The sequence below is a fragment of the Listeria cornellensis FSL F6-0969 genome, from assembly GCF_000525855.1.
GTDB lineage: Bacteria > Bacillota > Bacilli > Lactobacillales > Listeriaceae > Listeria_A > Listeria_A cornellensis.
This window is the reverse complement of the sequence record NZ_AODE01000014.1, coordinates 20,727-43,650: the sequence shown is the minus strand read 5'-3', so window position 1 is coordinate 43,650 and position 22,924 is coordinate 20,727. Positions and strand designations below refer to the sequence as shown.

The window sequence follows — 22,924 nt, the reverse complement described above, 5'->3', positions numbered from 1 at the left end:
GGGGAACACGGCTTTATTTTAGTTTTCTTCGCTAATGACAACACCCAGAGCTCTTGCAAAACTAAGCGCTTGCGCAGATGTTACGCGACAACCTCGCAATTTATCAAGTGAAACAGTAATACCCTCAAAGTGGTTCACACTCAAATCAATACTTTCCATCAAGACATTAGAAAAATTGGCCTCATTCAGCTTACAATTAATGATTTCAGAATGCTTCAACTCACTCTCATAAAAATCCGCGTTTATAAGCGAACAATCACGCCATTCTACTTGCTTAAATTTCGAAAAACCAAGTGAACTCATTGTCATTAAACAGTTTTGAAATAGGGTATTATGTATCAGAGAGTCTGAGAGGTCGGCCCCAGTTAGTTTACAATCAATGAATTGGCAGCGGTGAATAATGGCAGAATTAAAAGCAACATTTGAGAGGTTACATTTTTCAAAAATAACATCAGTGAGTTCAATATTCGGAAATTCGAGTGTCACAAAGTTCACATTTCGCAAAATGACTTGGTCGAGCACAATCCGTTCCATGGGATCAAAATCAAAGTCACGATCTTCTATCAATACTTCGCGAAGATAGACTTCTTCTGAAAGCCAATTTTGATCAAGTGGTTCCAAGTGTGCTGGTATTTTTGGTGTCTGCATTTTTTTCGACATGATAAAACCTCCTAAAAAAAGCCACTAAGCAATAGACGCGCTCAGTGGCTTTATGCTTATTTTGACTTTGTTTTTCCTGACCATTTTTTATAGCCGCCTTTTAATTGGAACACGTTTGTGTAGCCGGCTTTGTAGAGCATGATTGCAGCACGATTGCTTCGTTGTGCGCTTTGGCAATACAGGTAAACAGGTAAGTCTTGACGAATTTCTGCTTTTCGAGCTTTCATTTGGGACATCGGGATGTTTCTCGCTCCTAAAATGTGCCCAGCATCAAATTCTTTTGGTTCACGCACATCGATTAATTGCGCTTTCCGGAAGTCTTTTTTGAATTCTTCCTCGGTTAAAATGGTTAACGCTTTCTTACGCATTGTATATTGATACACTTCATAGCCTAGCAAAACAACCAAAATGGCAATTGCTAAAACCCAACTCCAGTCAATATTCAAGATGATATACCCCTTTCTTTTCTTTATCTCCACTTATCATTATAACTTATTTTTTCTTTCCATCAATGACTTTCAACGAAGTTTTTCGTTTTTTTGTTTGCGGTTGGTTTTTTGCGCGAAGTTTTTGTGATTGTTTGACCGCCGCTAGGTATTTATCGTCTTTTTTCGGTCTGTTTCCTAAAAAGCGGAAGAGTAGCCAAATGAGGAGGATTAGAATAATGGATACGACAAGGCTACTAATAATGCTTTTAAAGCCTACGAAAAAGATACCAATCACTGCTAAAACAGCTAAAACATAAAACCAAATAGGGAATTTGCGCATATTTTTCACCTCATTCTAGTAATTCTAAGTTTTTGGGTAATGCTTCTTCTCGTTTGTTCTTTTCGACACGATGTAACTCGTTGAACGATGCGATGGCTACTTCCACTTGGTCGTTTTGCGGTTCTTTTGTTGTTAAAAGCTGTAGCCACAAACCAGGAACACCGAGATATTTCAAAATTGGGATGTTGCGGCATTTGTTCGTTAGTTGAAGGACTTCAAATGCTACGCCGAGTACAACAGGGATGAGTAGAATCCGGTTGACTACGCGAACCCATAGTGGATCTGTGGGCACGAGCATATAGATAAACATGCCGACAATCACGGTAAATAGGATGAAACTGGAACCACAACGATAGTGAAGTCGTGACCTGCTTTGGACATTTTCGACGGTGAGCTCTAAATCAGATTCATAGCAATTGATGACTTTATGCTCTGCACCGTGATATTGGAACACGCGCTTGATGATGGGCGTTTGGGAGACAGCGAAAATATAGCCAAGCAAGAGCATTAATTTGAATAGTGTCTCTAGCATGATTTGTCCCATATCACCTGATACGACCGGTCGGAAAAGATTCGCGATAAAAACCGGAATGAGTGTCATGACGAATTTTGCAAAGATGAAGGATAGCACGCCGACAACTGCCACGCCCAACCACATCGCGAGTTTAGACTCTTTGGTTTCGATTTTCTTATTTTCAGCTTCGTCAAGTGGATCCTCATCATAACGATCGGTTGCGAAAGTTAGATGCTTGGAGCCAATAGCGCTTGATTCGATTAAAGCAACAATGCCTCGAATAAAAGGAATGCGCTTCAATGTTTGCACCCAGCTAGGTGGGTTTTTCGTTAAATAGAAGTATTCAATGGTGCCATCTTTTCGCCGGATAGCAGTGACGGTCTCTCTACGGCCTCCGAACATTACACCTTCAACCACAGCTTGACCACCATATATTCCTTTTGTCTGTTCACTCAAAATTGTTCACCAGCCTTATTTAGTATACAACTGCTATTCTACGCTAATTTGCCGAATTCGTATAGTTATAACGCATAAAAAAAGTTATTTTGCGCGGTTTATGATAGAATAGCTGTATTCGAGCGAAAAAATAGTTACATAACGAAACATTTAGGAGGAAATAGAATGACTAAATTAGCAAAGATTCAAGCGGCTTTAGAGGGTAGAAATATGGAAGCTGTTCTTGTGACGAGTGACTATAACCGTCGCTATGTAGCAGACTTCACAGGAACAACTGGCATGGTTTTGATAACACCAACGAAGGCTTTTTTTTGTGACAGACTTCCGTTATACAGAACAAGCAGCTAAGCAGGCAGTAGGTTACGAAATCCGCCAAAATAAAGGTCCAATTTACGAAACGGTGCAAGCGATTATGGAAGAACTCGGAATTAAAACGCTTTATTTCGAGGAAGCTTACGTAACCGTCGCAGAGCATAAATTAATGCAAAGTTTTTTCTCTGCCAAACTAGAGCCGTTTAGTGACCTATTTGAAGATATGCGTAAAGTCAAAACAGCCTCTGAACTTTCAGCGATTAAAACGGCTTGTGAAATTGCGGACGAAGCATTCACACATATTTTGACATTTATTAAACCAGGTTTGACAGAACTAGAAGTATCGAATGAACTGGAATTTTTCATGCGTAGAAACGGGGCATCAGGTTCTTCTTTTGACACGATTGTTGCATCTGGACTACGCTCGGCCTTACCGCATGGTGTTGCCTCAGACAAAATTATTGAAGTGGGCGACTTTGTGACGATGGATTACGGCTGTTATTACAATGGTTATTGCTCGGATATGACGCGCACGATTGCGATTGGCGAACCGAGCGCTAAGTTAAAAGAAATCTATGCGGTGACGCTAGAAGCACAACTTAAAGTCATCGACGCGCTAAAACCAGGCATGACTGGCATTGAAGCAGATGCGATTGCTCGCGATCACATTGCCTCAAAAGGGTACGGAGAAGCATTTGGTCATTCATTAGGTCACGGGATCGGGTTAGAAATCCACGAAGGCCCAAACCTTTCAATGAAGAGTCCCAATGTTCTTGTGCCAGGGAATGTGGTTACGGATGAGCCAGGCATTTACTTACAAGGCATTGGCGGCGTGCGGATTGAAGACGATATTTTGATTACGGAAACAGGAAATGAAGTTTTAACACACTCATCAAAAGAATTAATTATTTTATAGAATTGTATAATGGCGCGTTTTGTGGTTAAATAAGTAAGGATGAAACCAACTTAAAAGTAGGAGGATACAAAGATGATTTCAGTAAATGATTTTAAAACAGGTTTAACGATTGAAGTAGATAACGGCATCTGGCGCGTGCTAGATTTCCAACATGTAAAACCAGGAAAGGGCGCTGCATTCGTTCGTTCAAAATTACGTAACTTACGTACTGGCGCTATTCAAGAAAAAACATTCCGTGGCGGTGAAAAAGTAGCCAAAGCACAAATCGATAACAATAAAATGCAATATCTGTATGCAAGTGGCGATCAACATGTTTTTATGAACACAGAAACATATGACCAAATCGAGCTACCAGAAAAACAAATCGAGTATGAATTGAAATTTTTGCGTGAAAACATGGAAGTTCAAATCGTTATGTACCAAGGAGAGACACTTGGTGTGGATTTGCCAAACACGGTTGAATTGAAAGTAGTAGCGACAGATCCAGGAATCAAAGGCGACACGTCTTCCGGTGGATCTAAACCTGCCACACTTGAAACTGGCCTTGTTGTAAATGTTCCTTTCTTCGTTAACGTGGATGATACACTCGTTGTCAACACGACAGAAGGCGGATCATACGTTTCCCGTGCACAATAATTGAAAAATAGTCTGTCTTATTCTGTTCAGAGCCCACTTTTAGGGTTCTTTGCCAGCAGAATGCGACAAGGCTTTTTTTTTTTGTGAAAAAACGGCGTTAAGCTACGAGTTTCTCTGAAAAGTATGGTACAATAATTAGGATGCGTGACGAATGCATTTGAACTTATATATATTTTATAGATGAATTTTGAGGAGTGTTATAAATAATGTTATCAATTAACGAGATTAAGCAGCTTGTGAAATTAGTAGATGAGTCTTCATTGACTGAGTTCGAATACGAGACAGAACAAGGCAAAATCAAAATGAAAAAAGGTGGAGAATATGCGGTTGCACCAGTAGTTTCCACGCCAGCAGTTCAAGCAGTTCTTCCAGCGCCACAAGCAGAAACAGAAGTAGCGGCTACAACGCCAGCTGCACCAGCTGAAGACTTACATGTTATCACATCACCAATGGTCGGAACTTTTTATAGTTCTCCAAATCCAGAAAGTCCAGCGTTTGTAGAAGTAGGCGCGACGGTTCATGAAAAAACAGTCGTTGGGATTATCGAAGCCATGAAATTATTAAATGATGTGGAAGCAGATGTGAATGGCGAAATTGTTGAAGTACTTGCTTCAAACGGAGAACTAGTCGAATTCGGTCAGCCACTATTCAAAGTTAGAAAGAAATAAGGGGTAATAATCATGATAAAAAAAATATTGATAGCGAACCGTGGAGAAATCGCTGTTCGTATCATCCGTGCTGCAAAAGAGATGAATATTGAAACGGTTGCCATTTATTCAGAAGCAGATGCTGAGAGCCTACACATCCAACTGGCAGATGAAGCATACTGTGTCGGGCCTGCATCTACGAAAGAAAGCTATCTCAACATGTCGAACATTATTAGCGTTGCCGTATTGACGAATTGTGACGCGATTCACCCAGGTTATGGTTTCTTAGCCGAGAACGCTGATTTTGCTGAGCTCTGCCAAGATTGTAATATTATTTTCATTGGTCCGAGCGCTGACGCTATTTCTCAAATGGGAACGAAAGATGTCGCGCGCGAAACAATGAAAAAAGCTGGAGTTCCAGTTGTTCCAGGCTCTACAGGTATCATTAAAGATGTAGAAGAAGCGAAAAAATTGGCGAAAAAAATCGGTTACCCGGTTATTATCAAAGCAACAGCCGGTGGTGGTGGTAAAGGAATCCGTGTCGCTGAAGATGAAGAAAAACTCGTTTCTGGCTTACAAATCACGCAGCAAGAAGCCGAAGCTGCATTTGGTGATTCTGGCGTATATATTGAGAAATTCATCCAAGATTTCCGCCATGTAGAAATTCAGATCATGGCTGATAATTACGGAAATGCGATTCATCTAGGAGAGCGCGATTGCTCCATTCAACGACGCCTTCAAAAGCTCATTGAAGAAGCACCGTCACCAGCTCTAGACGAAAAAATGCGCCAAAAGATGGGTAAAGCAGCAGTGAAAGCTGCGAAAGCCGTGAAATATTCTGGCGCTGGAACTATTGAATTTATTTACGAGCCACACGAAAAAAACGTTCTACTTCATGGAAATGAATACGCGTGTACAAGTAGAACATCCCGTGACAGAATGGATTACGGGAATTGATATTGTTAAGCAGCAAATCCTCGTTGCATCTGGTGAACGTTTGACAATCAAACAAGAAGACGTGAAATTAACAGGATGGGCGATTGAATGCCGTATTAACGCAGAAAACCCAGAAAAGAATTTCATGCCAGCACCAGGAGAAATCAAATTTTACCTACCACCAGGCGGTAATGGTGTTCGTGTCGATTCTGCGGCATATCCGAACTACAAAATCCCGCCATATTACGATTCTATGGTAGCTAAAGTGATTTGTTATGGCGAAACTCGTGATGAAGCCATTGCTACAATGAAACGCGCATTAGGCGAATTTGCGATTGAAGGAATTCCAACAACGATTCCGTTCCATCTACGCGTTTTAGACCACGAAGTTTTCCGTTCAGGGGACTTTAATACGAAATTCCTTGAAAAGTATGATGTAATGAATCTATCGTGAGGAGAGATAATCATGGCACTAACGAAAAATAAAAACGAGGAAACACTCGGTAAAATTGAAATCGCACCAGAAGTGATTGGTGTCATAGCAGGGCTTGCCGCTGCAGAAGTCGAAAATGTGGCTGGTATGCAAGGCTCATTTACGAATGAGATGCGCGAACGTCTCGGTGGCGCAGTAAATCATAGTAAAGGTGTTAAAATTGATTTAACCGAAGCAGGTATCGTGATTGATGTTTATTGTTATATTCAATTCGGGGCAACCATCCCACTATTAGCACAGAACATCCAAGATAGCATTCGTGAGACCATCCTCAATATGACTGGTCTTGAAGTTGTCGAAGTAAATATCCATATTGTTGGTGTTCAGTTCGAACGGCAAGAAACGATATCATTTGATGAATTAGAAATTTAATAAGTAAGGCGAACCTTACTAAAATAAGGAGTAGAGCTTTTAATGAAAAGACGAGAAGCACGAGAAAAGGCTCTTCAAATATTGTTTCAGATGGAACTCAATGAGATGCATTTGGATCAAGCGATAGCCAACGTGATGGAAGACCAAAGCGATGCCTATGTCGATAAATTAGTAGAAGGCGTTGTTGCCAATAAAACAGCGATTGACGAGCTGATTGCGGGGAACTTGGACAATTGGAGTATGGATCGATTAAATAAGGTTGACCTTGCTATTTTGCGAGTGAGTGTATTTGAAATGGTTTATTGTGAAGATATTCCAGATAGAGTAAGCCTTAACGAATCACTTGAAATCGCCAAAATTTTCAGCGACGAGAAGTCAAGTAAGTTTATCAATGGGGTTTTAGCCAATGTCGCAAAAGACGACGATATAACATAATTTTTTACGCAGTATCATTTTAATTTACAAAAGTTTCGACAAATGAGTAATGTTACCTGTTTCGGGGCACTTTTTGGGCCTCGGAATCATCAGGTTTCAGATAAATATTAAGGGGGCTTTTTTGATGGGACAAATTATTGATGGTAAACAACTGGCGAAAAAGATTCAAGAGAACGTAACAAATGAGGTAGCTGAACTCGCGAAACAAAATTTACACCCTGGACTTGCGGTTGTGCTTGTAGGCGATAATCAGGCGAGCCGTACATATGTAAGAAATAAGCAGAAGCGCACAGAAGAAGCAGGTATGAAATCTGTATTAATCGAGTTACCAGAAGACATTTCGGAAGCAAAATTGCTAGAAACAGTGGAAGATTTGAATAATGACGTGACGATTCACGGCATTTTAGTACAGCTACCGCTTCCAAAGCATATTTCCGAGGACAAAGTGATTGACACCATTATTCCTGAAAAAGATGTCGATGGTTTCCACCCAATCAATGTTGGTAATCTTTACGTGGGTAAGGAAGCATTTATTCCTTGTACGCCAGCGGGGATTATTGAATTGATTAAATCGACTGGTGTTTCCATTGAAGGTAAACAAGCCGTCGTTATCGGACGTAGTAATATTGTCGGAAAACCTGTAGCGCAGCTCTTATTGCAAGAGAACGCGACGGTAACAATCGCGCATAGTCGCACGAAAGATTTACCAGCCGTTGCACGCACAGCAGATATTTTGGTTGTTGCCACTGGATTGGCTAAATTCATTAAAAAAGAAGCAATCAAGCCTGGTGCTGTTGTCATTGATGTAGGTATGGATCGTGATGAGAATAATAAATTATGTGGTGATGTAGACTTTGATAACGTCAAAGATACTGCTGGATTTATTACACCTGTTCCTGGTGGCGTTGGTCCCATGACGATTACAATGTTACTTGCCAACACATTAAAAGCAGCAAAACGCATTTGGGATACACAATTACAAACGAAATAAGTGTTTAGAAAATAGCATCTTGATAATAATCAGCATGTCGATTACTGGCATGCTGATAGAATTTTTATTGTAAGGTTGTGTGATGATGGAACAAGACAAATATCTCAGTGTTGAGGCGCTAACTAAATATATTGAAAAGAAATTCGAAGTGGATCCATATTTGAAAAATGTATATGTAAAAGGTGAAATTTCGAATTTCAAACAACCTGTCAGTGGACATATGTATTTCACGCTGAAAGATGAAGGTGCTGAGCTTCGTTGTGTCATGTTCCAAAAATCGGCCGCTAAACTCGGGTTTAAGCCTGAGGATGGCATGCAAATCATGTTGACTGGTCGCGTGAGTGTATTTAGTAAAGGCGGGCGTTATCAACTCTATGCGGAGTGGATGGAGCCTGATGGAGTTGGCAGTCTCTACATCAAATTAGAACAATTAAAGAAACAGCTGGACAAGGAGGGGCTTTTTGCGCAAAATCGCAAACGAGCGCTTCCTTCTTTTCCTGCGAAAGTGGGGATAATCACATCGAAAACTGGGGCCGCAATTCGTGATATGATTACGACGATGACACGACGCATGCCTTCGACGGAAATTTTGTTATTTCCAACGATTGTGCAAGGAGAGACAGCAGCCCCAAATATTGTTCGAAATATTGAGCGTGCTAATTTTAGGAATGATATCGATGTTTTAATTATTGGCCGTGGTGGTGGTTCGATTGAGGATTTATGGGCATTTAACGAGGAAATTGTCGTGCGTGCTGTAGCTGATTCCGATATTCCAATCATTTCTGCAGTGGGGCATGAGACAGATACGACATTGACAGATTATGTAGCAGATGTACGGGCAGCAACGCCAACAGCCGCTGCTGAGCTGGCCGTTCCGGATTATCGAGATTTATTGGAACGGATAGCCGAGCGTCGTTTCCGCCTGATTCAAGCGATGAAACAACGAGTAGATGTTTCGAAACAACATGTGTCTAGACAGCAAGAACGTTTAGTCATGCACGGACCTAAGCGTCAAATAGAGCAGTATCAGGAGCGTACGGATTATTTTGTCGAACGTTTAACACGCGGATTGAAGCAACATCTTATTCTGAATCAACATGCATTTGAACGGCTGTCATTTCGTTTATCACACACTGGATTAGACCGTGAAATAGCGCAACAGAAGCAACTATTAGCGAATGTTAGCAAAGATTTGAAACAGCAAATGAGCCACCTTGTCACAGCAAAACGGCGAGATTTCTTGCAAAAAATAGAGGCCTTAGAGCATTTAAGTCCACTTGGGTTGTTGCAGCGTGGTTATAGCGTAGTGTATAAGGAAAATGAACTTCTATCATCAAGCGCGAATCTGGAAGTTGGCGATGAAATTAAAGTGACAATGGCAGATGGCAAAATTCGGGCAAAAATCACAGAAAAGGAGGGCAACTAATCATGGCTACAAAAAAAATAAGTTATGAAGAGGCAATGAAAGAGTTAGAAGGAATCGTTCAAATGTTAGAAGAAGGAAATGTTTCTTTAGAGGATTCACTGGAGATGTATCAGAGAGGTATCGAATTAACGAAATTATGCCAAGAAAAGCTAGCCGCAGCAGAAAATAAATTAGCGAAGGTGGTTACTGAATCAGACGAGGAAGAACCATTTCAGGCAGAAGAAGGTAAGAAATGATGACATTTGAGCAATTTATGCAACACTATAAGCAAGAAGTAGAGGGGTGCATGAGGAAGGCGATCATTGCGACGGATTCTGATCAAAAATTAGAGCAGTCGATGATTTACTCGTTGGAAGCTGGTGGAAAACGCATTCGGCCATTATTGATTCTAGCAACATTGATTGCTTTTGGTCGTGATCCGAAGTTGGGCTATCAAACAGCGGCTGCAATGGAAATGATCCATACATATAGTCTTATTCATGATGATTTACCTGCGATGGATAATGATGATTTTAGGCGTGGAAAGCTAACGAATCACAGGGTTTACGGGGAAGCAACTGCTATTTTGGCGGGAGATGCACTACTTACCAAAGCCTTTGAAATGATTGTGAGTGATTATGACCTATCCGCTACAATAAAAGTTAACTTGGTACAACTTTTCGCCAAAAGTGCAGGTGCAAATGGAATGGTGGGCGGACAACAAGCTGATATTCTTGGGGAAAACCAAACCTTATCACTTTCAGAGCTAGAATCTATCCACCATCGAAAAACGGGCGCTCTACTCAGTGCTTCTGTACTAAGTGGGGCAATAATTGCAGAGACATCTGAAGCAGATCAAGCTACATTAGCGTTGTTCGCACATCACATTGGCCTTGCTTTTCAAATCTGTGATGATATTTTGGATGTGATAGGTGACTCCGAAAAAATGGGCAAAAAAAACTGGTGCCGATGTTGATTTGAAAAAAAGTACGTATCCAGCATTATTATCACTGGATGGGGCGAAACAGGCTTTAGTGGAGCATACAGAATCAGCGAAGCAAGCCTTGCAGAAACTGGATATTGATGCCACTTTTTTTATTAGGTTTAACCGATTTAATTGCTGTGCGTGATTTTTAATAATAATGAATTTATTAGCTGTAAATATAAGATTGAGAGAAAGTGCTTCCTTTTTAAGATGTGCTTTTTTTCATTTTTATAGTAAAATCAGTGTAACTGGTTTATAATGAGACCAATGGAAACATTTAAGGTAGCGCGAAAAGGCGTGTACCAAAACGATATTGATGGAGAAATCCTAGAAAGTGAGTTGTTTTGTTTGGATTTATTGAAAATTACGGATCCTGCGTTCGTGAAAGACTTGGACGTAGCGCAAATGGAAGCGCTCAGTGCGGATATTCGCGAGTTCCTGATTCAATCGACTTCCAAAACGGGCGGGCATATTGGACCGAATCTTGGTGTTGTTGAGCTAACGGTAGCACTTCACCATTGTTTTGATAGCCCTGAAGATAAGTTTTTATGGGATGTCGGGCACCAATCCTACGTTCACAAGATTTTAACAGGTAGAGCAAATAGATTTGATACATTGAGACAGCATGATGGTTTAGATGGTTTTCCTAAGCGTAAAGAGTCGGAACACGATGTTTGGGAGACTGGTCATAGTTCTACTTCGTTGTCAGCAGCAGCAGGAATGGCGATTGCAAGGGATATCCGCGGGCAGAAATACCACGTTTTGCCGATTATTGGTGATGGGGCTTTAACTGGTGGTATGGCGCTTGAGGCTCTGAATCATATTGGTGATATGAAGAAAAATGTGATTGTGGTTTTAAATGATAATAACATGTCGATTGCGCCGAACGTTGGGGCGATGCATAATGTTTTAGGCAAATTACGTACGTCGGGCAAGTTTAAACGTGCGAAAAAAGATATCGAGGCTGCGATGAAAAAAATTCCGACGGCAGGCGATAAGATTGCTGGTGCCGCGGAACGAATTAAAGATAGTATTAAATATCTTCTTGTTCAGGGTACTTTTTTTTGAAGAAATGGGCTATACGTATCTCGGCCCTGTGAATGGGCACGATTACAATGACTTGATTACAAATATGGAGTTTGCTAAGAAGGTGAAGGGTCCTGTTCTGATGCATATTGTTACGACGAAAGGAAAGGGCTATCAACCAGCTGAATCCGATCGTATTGGAAACTGGCACGGAACTGGTCCTTACAAAATCGAGACTGGTGACTTTATCAAACCTGTTGGTGGGCCTCCTGCGTGGAGTGCCGTTATTAGTGATGCGGTATTGGAACTGGCGCAAAATGATGAACGGGTCGTTGCGATTACGCCCGCCATGCCTGTTGGTTCAAAACTTGAGAAATTTGCTACTGCTTTCCCTGATCGTTTCTTCGATGTTGGGATTGCGGAACAACATGCAACAACGATGGCAGCTGGGCTTGCGGCGCTTGATATGAAGCCATTTTTAGCTATTTATTCGACGTTTTTACAGCGAGCGTATGACCAAGTGGTACATGATATTTGTCGGCAAGAGTTGAACGTGATGATCGGGATTGACCGTGCTGGGCTAGTTGGTGCAGACGGTGAGACGCATCAGGGTATTTTTGACATTGGGTTTTTACGTGGGATTCCAAATATGACGATTATGATGCCAAAAGATGAAAATGAGGCACGGCATCTTGTGAAAACGGCACATGATTACGATGCTGGACCAATTGCGATTCGTTATCCGCGCGGAAATGGGGTCGGTGTTAAAATTGACGCCGAGATGAAAGCTGTACCGATTGGATCATGGGAGGCGCTAAGTGAGCCTGTAGATGTGGCTATTTTGACATTTGGGACGACGATTCCGATGGCTGTTGAGGCGGCGATGGAATTGAAGCGTCAGGGTATTCAGGCCGGTGTTATCAATGCGCGCTTCATTAAGCCGCTAGACAAGGCGATGTTGCATGATTTGATGAAACGTGGCGTTCCGATTATAACTGTCGAAGAATCCCTTTTAAAAGGCGGATTTGGTACGGCAGTGCTTGAATTTGCTGAGGAGCATGGCTACGATCAAGCGGTTGTCAGACGAATTGGACTTCCTGACACGTTCATTAGCCACGGTTCGGTCGATATGATTTTGGCAGAGCATGGTATTTCAGCGCTTGGCATTTTAAGTACGATTCAAAAAATATTACCAGAAAAACAGATAAGGGCGTAGAGATGGCGATAAAAAAAAGAACGTGTAGACGTATTATTAGTAGAACAAGGCTTATTTGAAACACGCGAAAAAGCGAAACGGTCCGTGATGGCTGGCTTAGTGTATTTAAAAGAAGAACGCGTTGATAAACCTGGCGAGAAATTCCCTGTAGAAGCTGTTTTTCAGGTGAAGGGAAAAGTGATGCCTTATGTGAGTCGCGGCGGTCTGAAGCTTGAAAAAGCACTCCAAGTATTTAATTTGGATGTGGCCGACAAGCTGTTGCTAGATATTGGCTCCTCGACAGGTGGATTTACAGATTGCGCCCTACAAAATGGCGCGAAACATTCGTATGCGTTAGACGTTGGTTATAACCAGTTAGCGTGGAAACTACGTAATGATCCGCGCGTGACTGTTATGGAGCGCACGAATTTCCGTTATGTAACACCGACTGATTTTGAGCAAGGATTAGCTGATTTCGCGACTATTGACGTTTCCTTTATCTCATTAAAATTGATTTTACCCGTTCTAAAAACGGTTTTGGTGAGTGATGGGGAAGTCATGTGTTTAATAAAGCCACAATTTGAGGCCGGAAAAGAACAAGTCGGCAAGAAAGGCATTATCCGTGACGCAAAAATTCATCTGGAAGTCATCGAGAAAATCACGACTTTTGCGATTACAGAAGGCTATACTGTCCTTGCTGTAGATTTTTCTCCGATTACGGGTGGTGAAGGAAACATCGAATTTATTGCCCATCTAAAATGGGATAACAAGGGCAAAAATCATTTATCTGCGACGGACCTCGCGGAAATTGTGACGAAAGCCCATACGAAATTAGAATAATTATACATGTCGAGTTATCTGGTTTAGATGGCTCGGCTTTTTATATTTCAAGCCACTTTGGCGCATTTTCAACCCTTATTTTAGCTTTTTCACATGCATACGACTGTTTAGAAACTTTTTTTCAAGTTAAATCCGTGACTTTACGCTCGTTTTGGGCTAAGATGTAAGAGAGAAAAAGTTCGTGAGGTGAGAAATAATGAATAAAGGTCATCGTCATATTATTATTAGAGAACTCGTAACGTCAAACGAAATCGAAACGCAAGAAGATCTTGTTGAGTTATTGCTAAAAAGAGATGTCAAAGTCACCCAAGCCACGATTTCCCGCGATATTAAAGAATTGCATTTGGTAAAAGTTCCGACACAAACTGGTAATTATAAATACAGTCTGCCGGCCGATAACCGTTTTAATCCACACCAAAAGCTGAAACGATCCCTTGTGGACGCATTTATCAGTGTGGAAACTGTGCAATTTATGCTTATCCTAAAAGTAATGCCTGGTAATGCGAATGCCATTGGAGCCTTGATTGATAATTTGAATTGGGAAGAAAAAGTTGGCTCTTTGTGCGGAGATGATACGTGTTTAATTATTTGCAGAAGTGAAGCCGAAGCGAAAGTATTAGCAGAGCGCTTTATTGAGATGCTCTAAATTTGAGGTGAATAGATTTGTTACAAGAACTAACGATTAGAAATTTTGCTATCATCGAATCTTTAAATCTATCTTTTCAAGAAGGTATGACTGTTCTAACAGGGGAAACCGGCGCTGGAAAATCGATTATTATTGATGCGCTCGGTCTTCTTGTCGGTGGCAGAGGTTCTGTTGATTTTATTAGACATGGAGAAGAAAAGCTAGAAATACAGGGCTTATTCACAATTAATCCGCAGAATAAAGGCTGTTTAGAGGCGCTAGAACACAATGGTATCGATGCAAGTGACGGTATGGTCGTTCTGGAGCGTATGTTGTTTCAAAGTGGGAAAAATACGTGCCGAATTAATGGAAAGCTTGCGACAACTGTTGTTTTGCGGGAAATAGGCTCGAGGCTTATTGATATTCATAGCCAACATGAACATCAGGAATTGATGAATGATGAGTTTCATTTGCAGCTTCTCGACCGGTTTGCTTGGAAAAATATTGGCCCTACACTCACGACTTATCAGACGGAATACGCGGCATATATGGAAATGAAGAAGAAGTGGCGCAACTGGACGAAAAATGAACAAGAGCTCGCACAACGCCTAGATATGCTTCGCTTTCAACAAGATGAAATTACGAGTGCAAATTTGCGACTAGGTGAAGAAGAAGGCTTAGTCGAGCAAAAACACGTCCTTGCGAATTTCGAGAAAATCAATGAAAGCTTGCAAAATGCCTATACGGCGCTTCAAGGGGAAGAACGTGGTCTCGAATTCATCTCGGAGGCAATGCGTCATGTCGCGTCGGCAAGCGATATTTTACCAGAATACAAGACGCTCAGTGAATCCGTGGCATCGAGTTTTTATTTATTGGAAGACAGTGCGATGCAAATTCGACAAGAACTCGATAAACTGGAATTCCAACCGGATGAACTGGATACCATTGAAACACGGCTAAATGAATTAAGCCAATTGAAGCGGAAATACGGTAAAACAGTTGAGGCGATTATTCAGTATAACGAGGAAATCGATCAGGAAATCCTGGAACTATCGGATCGCGAAACCCATCTTGGTCAACTAGAGCAAGACTTGGAGAAAGCGAAAAACCGCTTAAGTGATCTAGCTACTGAATTAACCGCGATTCGCCAAAAAGCAGCAACACAACTCGGAAAACAAATCAAAAACGAGCTGAATCAACTCTACATGGAAAAAGCGATTTTCCAAGTCAATTTCGCTACACAAACCAATGAATTTACAGAAAACGGTGTTGACAAAGTCGCATTTTATATGAGTACCAACCCAGGTGAACCGCTAAAAGCCCTTTCGAAAGTCGCTTCTGGTGGGGAACTTTCGCGTATGATGTTGGCACTTAAAACCATTTTTTCGCGGCATCAAGGTATTACGTCGATTATTTTCGATGAGGTCGACACCGGCGTTAGTGGACGCGTGGCACAAGCGATTGCTGAGAAAATTTACGCTGTTGCAATCGGTTCGCAAGTACTCTGTATTTCTCATTTACCGCAAGTTGCCGCGATGGCAGATCACCACTTCTACATTTCTAAGGCAACGACGGAAAACCGTACGATGACCTCTGTTACACCGCTTTCTGGCGATGAAAAAATCGAGGAGATCAGTCGCATGATTGCAGGAATTGAAGTGACAGATGTGACGAAACAACACGCCAATGAAATGCTCACGCAAGCAATGAAAATCAAAGCAAAAAAGCAATCGTAACCTAAAAATGAATTAAATAGCTTGCATCTCAAAAGAAATTTGCTTACAATGATGAGGAAGTGTTTTTTATTACCTGGTCATAAAAACAACTACTAATTTGAGATGTAGGTTTTTTTTCTGTGAAAATCGCAAATTAGGAGGCCTTTTATGACAAAAAAAATCAATATTTAATCCTGTAAAACCACACAAAAATGTGACAGTTGCCATTGCAGGCGCGGATGACCCTGTTATTTTAGAAGTAGTAGAGCAAGCGTTGGAACTTGGTATTGCGAACTTTTTGTTGTTTGGTCAGGCGGAATCGATCTCCTTACAATCACCAAATATACGTATCATTGCAACCAGTTCGGAGCAAGAAGCTGCTGAAAAAGCGGCAGAAGCTGTTGTTAACAAAGAAGCGGATATCCTGATGAAGGGCAACCTGCCGACTGGACTCATTTTAAAGACAGTTCTGAAGCGTGAATACCAATTACGGGCTAAAGACTTGTTATCGCACGTTTCTGTATTTGAAATTCCCGCGTATGATAAGCCATTAATTATTTCTGATGTGGCGATGAATATAGCGCCAAATGAGGAAGAACAGATTCAGATTACCCACAATGCTATTGAAGTAGCACGCAAACTCGGAATTAAAAAACCAAAAGTGGCGATTTTGAGCGCGGTGGAAAAAGAAAATCCTAAAATGCATTCTTCTGTTCAAGCTGCTCAAGTCGCAGCGTATTTCAAAGCATTCCCTGATAGCGAGGCAACCGTGGAAGGACCGCTTGCTTTTGATAATGCGATTTCTAAAACGGCTGCATTGCATAAGAATATTGTTAGTGAAGTTGCTGGTGATGCTGATATTTTGATTGTTCCTACGATTGAAGCTGGGAATATTTTATATAAATCCCTCGTTTACTTCGCTGGGGCTAGAGTTGGCGGTATTATTGCTGGTGTGAAAGTCCCTGTCATCATAGCCTCTAGAAGCGACTCGGCAGATAACAAACTTGCCTCATTAATACTAACTGTTGGAATGATCGGAAAATGATACAAAACTTCGAATAAAACGATTTCAAGTGTTGGGATGCAAAGCTTTTTAAGTTTGTGATGTAGGCATGTTACAATAGGTCAGAGAATGATATTTTGATTCACATGGAGGTAAGAATACATGGCATTTCTAGTTTTGGCAATTAATCCAGGATCAACGTCAACAAAAGTCGCTTTATTTCAAGGCGATGTTGTTATTTTGACAGAAGAGATATCGCATCCGAGAGAGACGATTGCTTCGTTTGATAATATCATGGCGCAATTCGAATTCCGTTATCAGCTCGTAAAAGAGGCGATTGCAACAACTGATCTTACACAGCTGGCTTCAGTTGTTGGACGTGGTGGCTTATTACGACCGATGGCTGGTGGCACCTATGATGTGAATGAGACGATGCAACGGGATTTAGAAGTCGGTGTTTCGGGACAGCATGCTTCTAATTTAGGTGGTTTACTGGCACGCAAAATCGCAGATGACTATGGCATTCCTGCTTACATTGTGGATCCTGTTGTCGTCGACGAATTAGACTCTGTCGCGCGGGTTTCTGGAAATGCACATATCGAGCGACAAAGTATTTTTCATGCGTTGAATCATAAAGCGGTGGCTCGAAATGTGGCTAACAAAATTGGCAAAGCGTATGCAGAATCTAATTTTATCGTCGCGCATCTTGGCGGTGGCATTTCTGTTGGGGCTCATAGAATGGGACGCGTGATTGATGTTAACAACGCACTAGATGGTGATGGACCAATGAGTCCAGAACGCTCTGGATCACTCCCAATGGGTCGTTTTCTTGATTGGGCTTTTTCAGGAGAAATCACAAAGACAGCTTTACATAACGAAATTGTCGGTCGTGGCGGTCTCGTTTCTTATAAAGGAACGAATGATTTACGCGATATCGAGCGGCAAATACAGGATGGAGATCAAGAAGCGCGAGGTCTTTTTGAAGCGATGGCGTATCAAGTTGCGAAAGAAATTGGCGCCAATGCAGCGGTACTAAAAGGACAAATGGATGCGATTATTTTGACAGGCGGTTTAGCGAGAAGTGCCGCATTTGTGAAGGAAATTAGCCAATATATTCATTGGATAGCACCGATTATGATTGAGCCAGGCGAAGATGAAATGGCCGCGCTTAACGAAGGGGCACAGCGAATTTTACAAGGAATAGAAAAAGCGAAAGTTTACCAAGGGGAGGAATAGAAATGGCAAAAGAGTATGATGTAGTAGTATTAGGCGGTGGAACGGGTGGTTACGTTGCTGCGATTCGTGCCTCGCAAAAAGGATTGACTGTCGCTGTTGTCGAAAAAGACAGACTTGGCGGCACATGCTTACATCGCGGTTGTATACCGAGTAAGGCGCTACTACGTTCGGCAGAAGTGTTACAAACAGTGAAAAAAAGCCGCTGAATTTGGCATTGAAACTCCTGAACCAACATTTAGTTTTATAAAAGCGCAAGAACGTAAACAAGGTATCGTTGACCAATTGGAAAGTGGGATTCAGCAACTTTTCAAAAAAGGTAAGATTGATTTGTATGAAGGCAAGGGCACGATTCTTGGGCCATCGATTTTCTCGCCGACTGCAGGCACGATTTCTGTTGAATTTGCAGATGGTAGCGAAAATGAAATGCTCATCCCGAAAAACCTAATTATCGCAACTGGTTCTAAGCCACGCGCACTAAAGGGTTTGCCGTTTGATGAAGCATTCGTTCTTTCTTCTGATGGCGCTTTGCAATTGGAAACTCTGCCAGAATCCATCATCATCGTTGGCGGCGGCGTGATTGGAATGGAATGGGCTTCGATGTTACACGATTTCGGTGTAGAAGTAACTGTCATCGAGTACAGCGATCGCATTTTACCAACAGAAGATAAAGACATTTCCAAAGAATTACATCGACTATACAAAAAGAAAAAAAATAAATATCGTGACTAGCGCGGAAGTTCAAGCGGATACGTACAAAAAAAACAGCAGACGGCGTTGAAATAAAAGCAGTTGTCAAAGGGCAAGAACAGACGTTTTCAGCTTCAAAAATGTTCGTTTCGGTCGGTAGAAGCGCAAATGTCGAAAATATCGGTTTAGAAAACACAGATATTATTGTTGATAAAGGCGTGATTCAAGTCGCGGCCAATTTCCAAACGAAGGAAAGTCATATGTATGCGGTTGGCGATTGCATCGGTGGTATGCAACTAGCACATGTCGCGATGGAAGAAGGCATTATTGCTGCAGAAGATATTAGTGGCAACCCGCAACCCGCGATTAACTACAACCATGTGCCGCGTTGTACGTACACATCACCAGAAATTGCGAGCGTTGGCATCACCGAAGAACAGGCGAAAGAACAAGGTTTTGAAGTGAAAACTGGGAAGTTCTTCTTCCGTGGCATCGGTAAAGCGCTTGTCTACGGTGAATCAGACGGTTTCATCAAAGTGGTGGCTGATAAAAAAAACCAATGACTTGCTCGGTGTCTTTATGATTGGACCACATGTAACAGACATGATTTCAGAAGCAGCATTAGCACACGTGTTAGACGCCACGCCGTTTGAAATTGGTAGCACGATTCACCCGCATCCAACACTCGCAGAAGCATTTGGCGAAGCGGCTCTAGCAGTTGACGGCCTTGCTATTCATGGATAACAAATAAGGAGGAAATTTGGCAATGGGATTAAGAGAAACAGGTTTATCAGATGAAACCTTATTAGAAATGTACCAAAAACTATTATTAACACGACGTATCGATGAGCGGTTATGGCTACTCAATCGCTCAGGGAAAATACCATTCACGATATCAGGACAAGGACAAGAAATTGCTCAAATCGGTGCTGCTTTTGCGTTTGATTTAGAAAAAGATTATTGTTTGCCGTACTACCGCGACTTAGCTGTCGTTCTGTCATTCGGCATGACGGCGCGCGATATTATGCTCAGCGCGTTTGCTAAAGCAGAAGACCCGAACTCTGGCGGACGTCAAATGCCAGCCCATTTCGGTCAAAAAACCAATCGCATTGTAACGCAAAGCTCACCGGTAACTACCCAATTTCCACACGCAGCTGGAATTGGACTAGCCGCTAAAATGAAGAGAGATCCAATCGTTGCTTACACATCAACCGGCGAAGGATCATCCAACCAAGGCGATTTTCACGAAGGTATCAACTTTGCGAGTGTGCATAAATTGCCTGTTGTCTTCGTTATTCATAACAATCAATATGCTATTTCTGTCCCAGTCGAAAAACAGTACGCGGCCGAAAAATTATCCGATCGCGGCTTAGGTTATGGCATCCCAGGCGTTCGCGTCGACGGGAATAACATGACAGAAGTTTACTTAGCGTTTAAGGAAGCCACAGATCGCGCCCGTCGCGGAGAAGGCCCAACGTTGATTGAAACAATGACATACCGCTTCACACCACATTCCTCAGACGATGACGATAGAAGTTACCGTACATTGGAAGAAGTAAACAAAGCGAAAGAACGCGATCCGCTCGCTGTTTATACGAAAGAATTGGAAGAACTCGGCTTGCTGGATGACGCCAAAAAAGAAGTCTTCGAAAAAGAAGTGATGACGCTGGTCAACGAAGCGACAGACTATGCAGAAAACGCAAGTTATGCCGAACCAGAATCCGCGCTATTACACGTTTACGAAGAACAATAAACGATTTATTTACGTTAGGGCTGTTGTTTAGACCCTTTCGAATTAGGAGGAATAAAAATGCCTGTCATTTCATATATTGATGCCATTACGGCTGCGCTTCGTGAAGAGATGGAGCGCGATGAGAACGTATTTATTTTAGGAGAAGATGTTGGGAAAAAGGGCGGCGTTTTTAAAGCAACTGCTGGACTTTTTGACCAATTTGGCGAAGATCGCGTGCTAGATACGCCTTTAGCCGAGTCTGCGATTGCCGGTGTTGGAATTGGTGCTGCGATGTACGGCATGCGTCCAGTCGCTGAAATGCAATTTGCTGATTTTATCATGCCTGCCGTGAATCAAATTATCTCGGAAGCATCGCGGATTCGTTACCGATCCAACAATGATTGGAGCTGTCCGATTGTTTTTCGCGCGCCTTATGGTGGTGGCGTACATGGAGCTCTTTACCATTCCCAATCCATCGAGAAAGTTTTCTCAGGGCAACCAGGTTTGAAAATCGTGATGCCATCGAGTCCATACGATGCGAAAGGCCTTTTAAAAGCTGCGATTCGCGATAACGATCCTGTTCTATTTTTAGAGCACAAACGCGCGTACCGTCTTATTAAAGGCGAAGTACCGGATACAGATTATACCGTGCCAATCGGAAAAGCAAATGTGGTTCGCGAAGGCGACGATTTGACGGTTATCACGTATGGTTTAGCCGTTCATTTTGCCCAACAAGCGGCTGAAAAATTAGCGAGCGATGGTATTGAAACGGAAATTTTAGATTTAAGAACGATTTATCCATTAGATAAAGAAGCGATTATCGAGGCTGCCAAGAAAACGGGGAAAGTTCTCCTTGTCACGGAGGATAATAAAGAAGGAAGCATTATCGGCGAAGTTGCTGCAACCATCGCGGAGCACTGCTTGTTCGATTTAGACGCGCCAATCAAGCGGCTAGCTGGGCCGGATACACCGTCGATGCCTTTTGCGCCGACTATGGAGAAATATTTCATGATCAACCCCGACAAAGTAGAAAAAGCGATGCGTGATTTAGCGGAATTTTAAAGGAGTGAAAAAGAATGGCACTTGAAAAAATTACAATGCCGCAACTTGGTGAAAGTGTAACAGAAGGTACGATTAGTCAGTGGTTAGTCGCGCCTGGTGACCACGTAAATAAATACGATGCCTTAGCGGAAGTATTGACCGATAAAGTAACCGCCGAAATCCCTTCTTCCTTCACTGGAACCATTAAGGAACTGATTGCAGCAGAAGATGAGACGCTTGATGTTGGCGCCGTTATTTGTATGATAGAAACAGGAGGCGGCTCCGAGTCCGAAAAAACGCCAGCAGAAGGTGTGGCTCCGAAATCAGAACCTGCTGTGAGCACGCCGAAAAAAGCCCCTGCAAAGCAAAGTACCGCCACAGGCCGATTCTCACCAGCAGTCTTAACGTTGGCAGCAGAACACGGTATCGATTTGGGCAATGTCAGTGGAACTGGCCGTGGTGGTCGTATTACGCGCAAAGATGTTCTTGCGTATGTCGAAAACGGTGCTCCGGCAGCTCCAAAACCACCAGTAGAAGAATCAAAAACGACACAACAACAGCCAAGTGCACCAATGCCAACAAGCCAAGTCGGTGATCGAGAAATCCCAATAGACGGTATTCGAAAAGCGATAGCCAAACACATGGTATCGAGCAAGCACGAAATCCCACACGCTTGGATGATGGTAGAAGCAGATGCAACAGGTCTCGTACGCCATCGTGATGCCCTAAAAAACAAATTTAAAGCCGAAGAAGGTTATTCCCTCACCTATTTCGCCTTTTTCGTTAAAGCTGTTGCACAAGCGCTGAAAGAGTATCCCGTTTTAAATAGCACATGGGCTGGTGATAAAATCATCGAACGAGCAGATATCAACATTTCCATCGCCGTAGCTACGGATAATCATCTTTTCGTACCCGTTATCAAACACGCAGACGAGAAATCGATTAAAGGCATCGCCCGCGAAATCACAGAATTAGCGGCAAAAGCACGCGCTGGAAAACTGACACAAGACGATATGTCAGGTGGCACATTCACAGTTAACAGTACGGGCTCATTCGGTTCTGTACAATCGATGGGAATTATCAATCACCCACAAGCAGCGATTCTTCAAGTTGAGTCTATCGTGAAACGTCCAGTTGTGATTGACGATATGATTGCCATTCGTAACATGGTGAATCTCTGCCTATCCATCGACCACCGTATCTTAGATGGCCTGGTAGCTGGTCGTTTCCTGAGCAAAGTGAAAGAAAATATCGAAACAATCACCAAAGAAAACACACCAATCTACTGAAAATAAATA

At 42.2% G+C, this 22,924-nt stretch carries 18 protein-coding genes and 6 pseudogenes; 20 read left to right on the top strand and 4 right to left on the bottom strand.

Going from position 1 to position 22,924, the window contains the following annotated elements; genetic code table 11:
• Positions 1-18: 18 nt before the first annotated feature.
• Genes PCORN_RS06390 through PCORN_RS06375 form a run of 4 tightly spaced genes read right to left on the bottom strand, consistent with a single transcriptional unit; the run spans position 19 to position 2,344 of the window.
• Positions 19-660 (bottom strand): pentapeptide repeat-containing protein, encoded by a 642-nt coding sequence (locus tag PCORN_RS06390; RefSeq protein ID WP_036078623.1) that lies wholly within the window; start codon positions 658-660, stop codon positions 19-21.
• Positions 661-716: 56 nt separating this feature from the next.
• Positions 717-1,100 carry a rhodanese-like domain-containing protein gene (locus PCORN_RS06385; protein ID WP_036078765.1) on the bottom strand — a complete coding sequence of 128 codons (384 nt, stop codon included), beginning with the start codon at positions 1,098-1,100 and terminating at the stop codon, positions 717-719.
• A 52-nt stretch (positions 1,101-1,152) separates the two neighbouring features.
• Positions 1,153-1,437 (bottom strand): hypothetical protein, encoded by a 285-nt coding sequence (locus tag PCORN_RS06380; protein WP_149024275.1) that lies wholly within the window; start codon positions 1,435-1,437, stop codon positions 1,153-1,155.
• A 1-nt stretch (position 1,438) separates the two neighbouring features.
• Positions 1,439-2,344, bottom strand: a complete 906-nt coding sequence (locus PCORN_RS06375; RefSeq protein WP_420912020.1) for a DUF1385 domain-containing protein — start codon at positions 2,342-2,344, stop codon at positions 1,439-1,441.
• A gap of 219 nt (positions 2,345-2,563) precedes the next feature.
• On the opposite strand from PCORN_RS06375, the pseudogene PCORN_RS06370 reads away from it, so the two are divergent.
• The 20 genes and pseudogenes from PCORN_RS06370 (at position 2,564) to PCORN_RS06275 (ending at position 22,915) form a co-directional block, all read left to right on the top strand.
• Positions 2,564-3,626: pseudogene (locus PCORN_RS06370) on the top strand (M24 family metallopeptidase).
• Positions 3,627-3,698: 72 nt separating this feature from the next.
• On the top strand, positions 3,699-4,262 hold the full coding sequence (gene efp / locus PCORN_RS06365) for an elongation factor P (RefSeq protein ID WP_036078615.1): 564 nt from the start codon (positions 3,699-3,701) through the stop codon (positions 4,260-4,262).
• Positions 4,263-4,468: 206 nt separating this feature from the next.
• Positions 4,469-4,930 (top strand): acetyl-CoA carboxylase biotin carboxyl carrier protein, encoded by a 462-nt coding sequence (gene accB, locus PCORN_RS06360; protein ID WP_036078613.1) that lies wholly within the window; start codon positions 4,469-4,471, stop codon positions 4,928-4,930.
• Between the two features lie 12 nt (positions 4,931-4,942).
• Positions 4,943-6,299: pseudogene (gene accC, locus PCORN_RS06355) on the top strand (acetyl-CoA carboxylase biotin carboxylase subunit).
• A 12-nt stretch (positions 6,300-6,311) separates the two neighbouring features.
• Positions 6,312-6,710: an Asp23/Gls24 family envelope stress response protein gene (locus PCORN_RS06350; RefSeq protein ID WP_036078610.1), complete on the top strand. Its 399-nt coding sequence runs from the start codon at positions 6,312-6,314 to the stop codon at positions 6,708-6,710.
• A 42-nt stretch (positions 6,711-6,752) separates the two neighbouring features.
• Positions 6,753-7,145 (top strand): transcription antitermination factor NusB, encoded by a 393-nt coding sequence (gene nusB / locus PCORN_RS06345; RefSeq protein WP_036078608.1) that lies wholly within the window; start codon positions 6,753-6,755, stop codon positions 7,143-7,145.
• Between the two features lie 124 nt (positions 7,146-7,269).
• Positions 7,270-8,136, top strand: a complete 867-nt coding sequence (folD, locus tag PCORN_RS06340) for a bifunctional methylenetetrahydrofolate dehydrogenase/methenyltetrahydrofolate cyclohydrolase FolD (protein WP_036078606.1) — start codon at positions 7,270-7,272, stop codon at positions 8,134-8,136.
• Between the two features lie 85 nt (positions 8,137-8,221).
• Positions 8,222-9,562 carry an exodeoxyribonuclease VII large subunit gene (gene xseA, locus PCORN_RS06335; protein WP_036078603.1) on the top strand — a complete coding sequence of 447 codons (1,341 nt, stop codon included), beginning with the start codon at positions 8,222-8,224 and terminating at the stop codon, positions 9,560-9,562.
• 2 nt (positions 9,563-9,564) lie between these two features.
• Entirely contained in the window at positions 9,565-9,798 is a 234-nt protein-coding gene (gene xseB, locus PCORN_RS06330) for an exodeoxyribonuclease VII small subunit (protein WP_036078601.1), read from the top strand.
• Positions 9,795-10,678 (top strand): annotated as a pseudogene (locus PCORN_RS06325) (polyprenyl synthetase family protein). Before xseB ends, PCORN_RS06325 begins: the two are co-directional and overlap by 4 nt.
• A gap of 196 nt (positions 10,679-10,874) precedes the next feature.
• Positions 10,875-12,768, top strand: a pseudogene (gene dxs, locus PCORN_RS20150) (1-deoxy-D-xylulose-5-phosphate synthase).
• A 12-nt stretch (positions 12,769-12,780) separates the two neighbouring features.
• Positions 12,781-13,587: pseudogene (locus PCORN_RS06315) on the top strand (TlyA family RNA methyltransferase); the annotation flags it as partial.
• Between the two features lie 196 nt (positions 13,588-13,783).
• Positions 13,784-14,233: a transcriptional regulator AhrC/ArgR gene (gene ahrC / locus PCORN_RS06310; protein ID WP_036078600.1), complete on the top strand. Its 450-nt coding sequence runs from the start codon at positions 13,784-13,786 to the stop codon at positions 14,231-14,233.
• A 17-nt stretch (positions 14,234-14,250) separates the two neighbouring features.
• Positions 14,251-15,948, top strand: coding sequence for a DNA repair protein RecN (gene recN, locus PCORN_RS06305; RefSeq protein WP_036078598.1), 1,698 nt, complete (start codon positions 14,251-14,253; stop codon positions 15,946-15,948).
• Positions 15,949-16,141: 193 nt separating this feature from the next.
• A complete protein-coding gene (locus PCORN_RS06300; protein ID WP_241433097.1) occupies positions 16,142-16,972 on the top strand; it encodes a phosphate acyltransferase in 831 nt (276 codons plus the stop codon).
• A gap of 120 nt (positions 16,973-17,092) precedes the next feature.
• On the top strand, positions 17,093-18,166 hold the full coding sequence (buk, locus tag PCORN_RS06295; RefSeq protein WP_036078593.1) for a butyrate kinase: 1,074 nt from the start codon (positions 17,093-17,095) through the stop codon (positions 18,164-18,166).
• A 2-nt stretch (positions 18,167-18,168) separates the two neighbouring features.
• Positions 18,169-19,597: pseudogene (lpdA, locus tag PCORN_RS06290) on the top strand (dihydrolipoyl dehydrogenase).
• 22 nt (positions 19,598-19,619) lie between these two features.
• Positions 19,620-20,606 carry a thiamine pyrophosphate-dependent dehydrogenase E1 component subunit alpha gene (locus tag PCORN_RS06285; protein ID WP_036078591.1) on the top strand — a complete coding sequence of 329 codons (987 nt, stop codon included), beginning with the start codon at positions 19,620-19,622 and terminating at the stop codon, positions 20,604-20,606.
• A 57-nt stretch (positions 20,607-20,663) separates the two neighbouring features.
• Complete coding sequence (locus tag PCORN_RS06280; RefSeq protein ID WP_036078587.1) at positions 20,664-21,647, top strand: alpha-ketoacid dehydrogenase subunit beta; 984 nt, start codon at positions 20,664-20,666, stop codon at positions 21,645-21,647.
• Between the two features lie 14 nt (positions 21,648-21,661).
• Complete coding sequence (locus PCORN_RS06275) at positions 21,662-22,915, top strand: dihydrolipoamide acetyltransferase family protein (RefSeq protein ID WP_036078585.1); 1,254 nt, start codon at positions 21,662-21,664, stop codon at positions 22,913-22,915.
• The last annotated feature ends 9 nt before the right edge of the window (positions 22,916-22,924 follow it).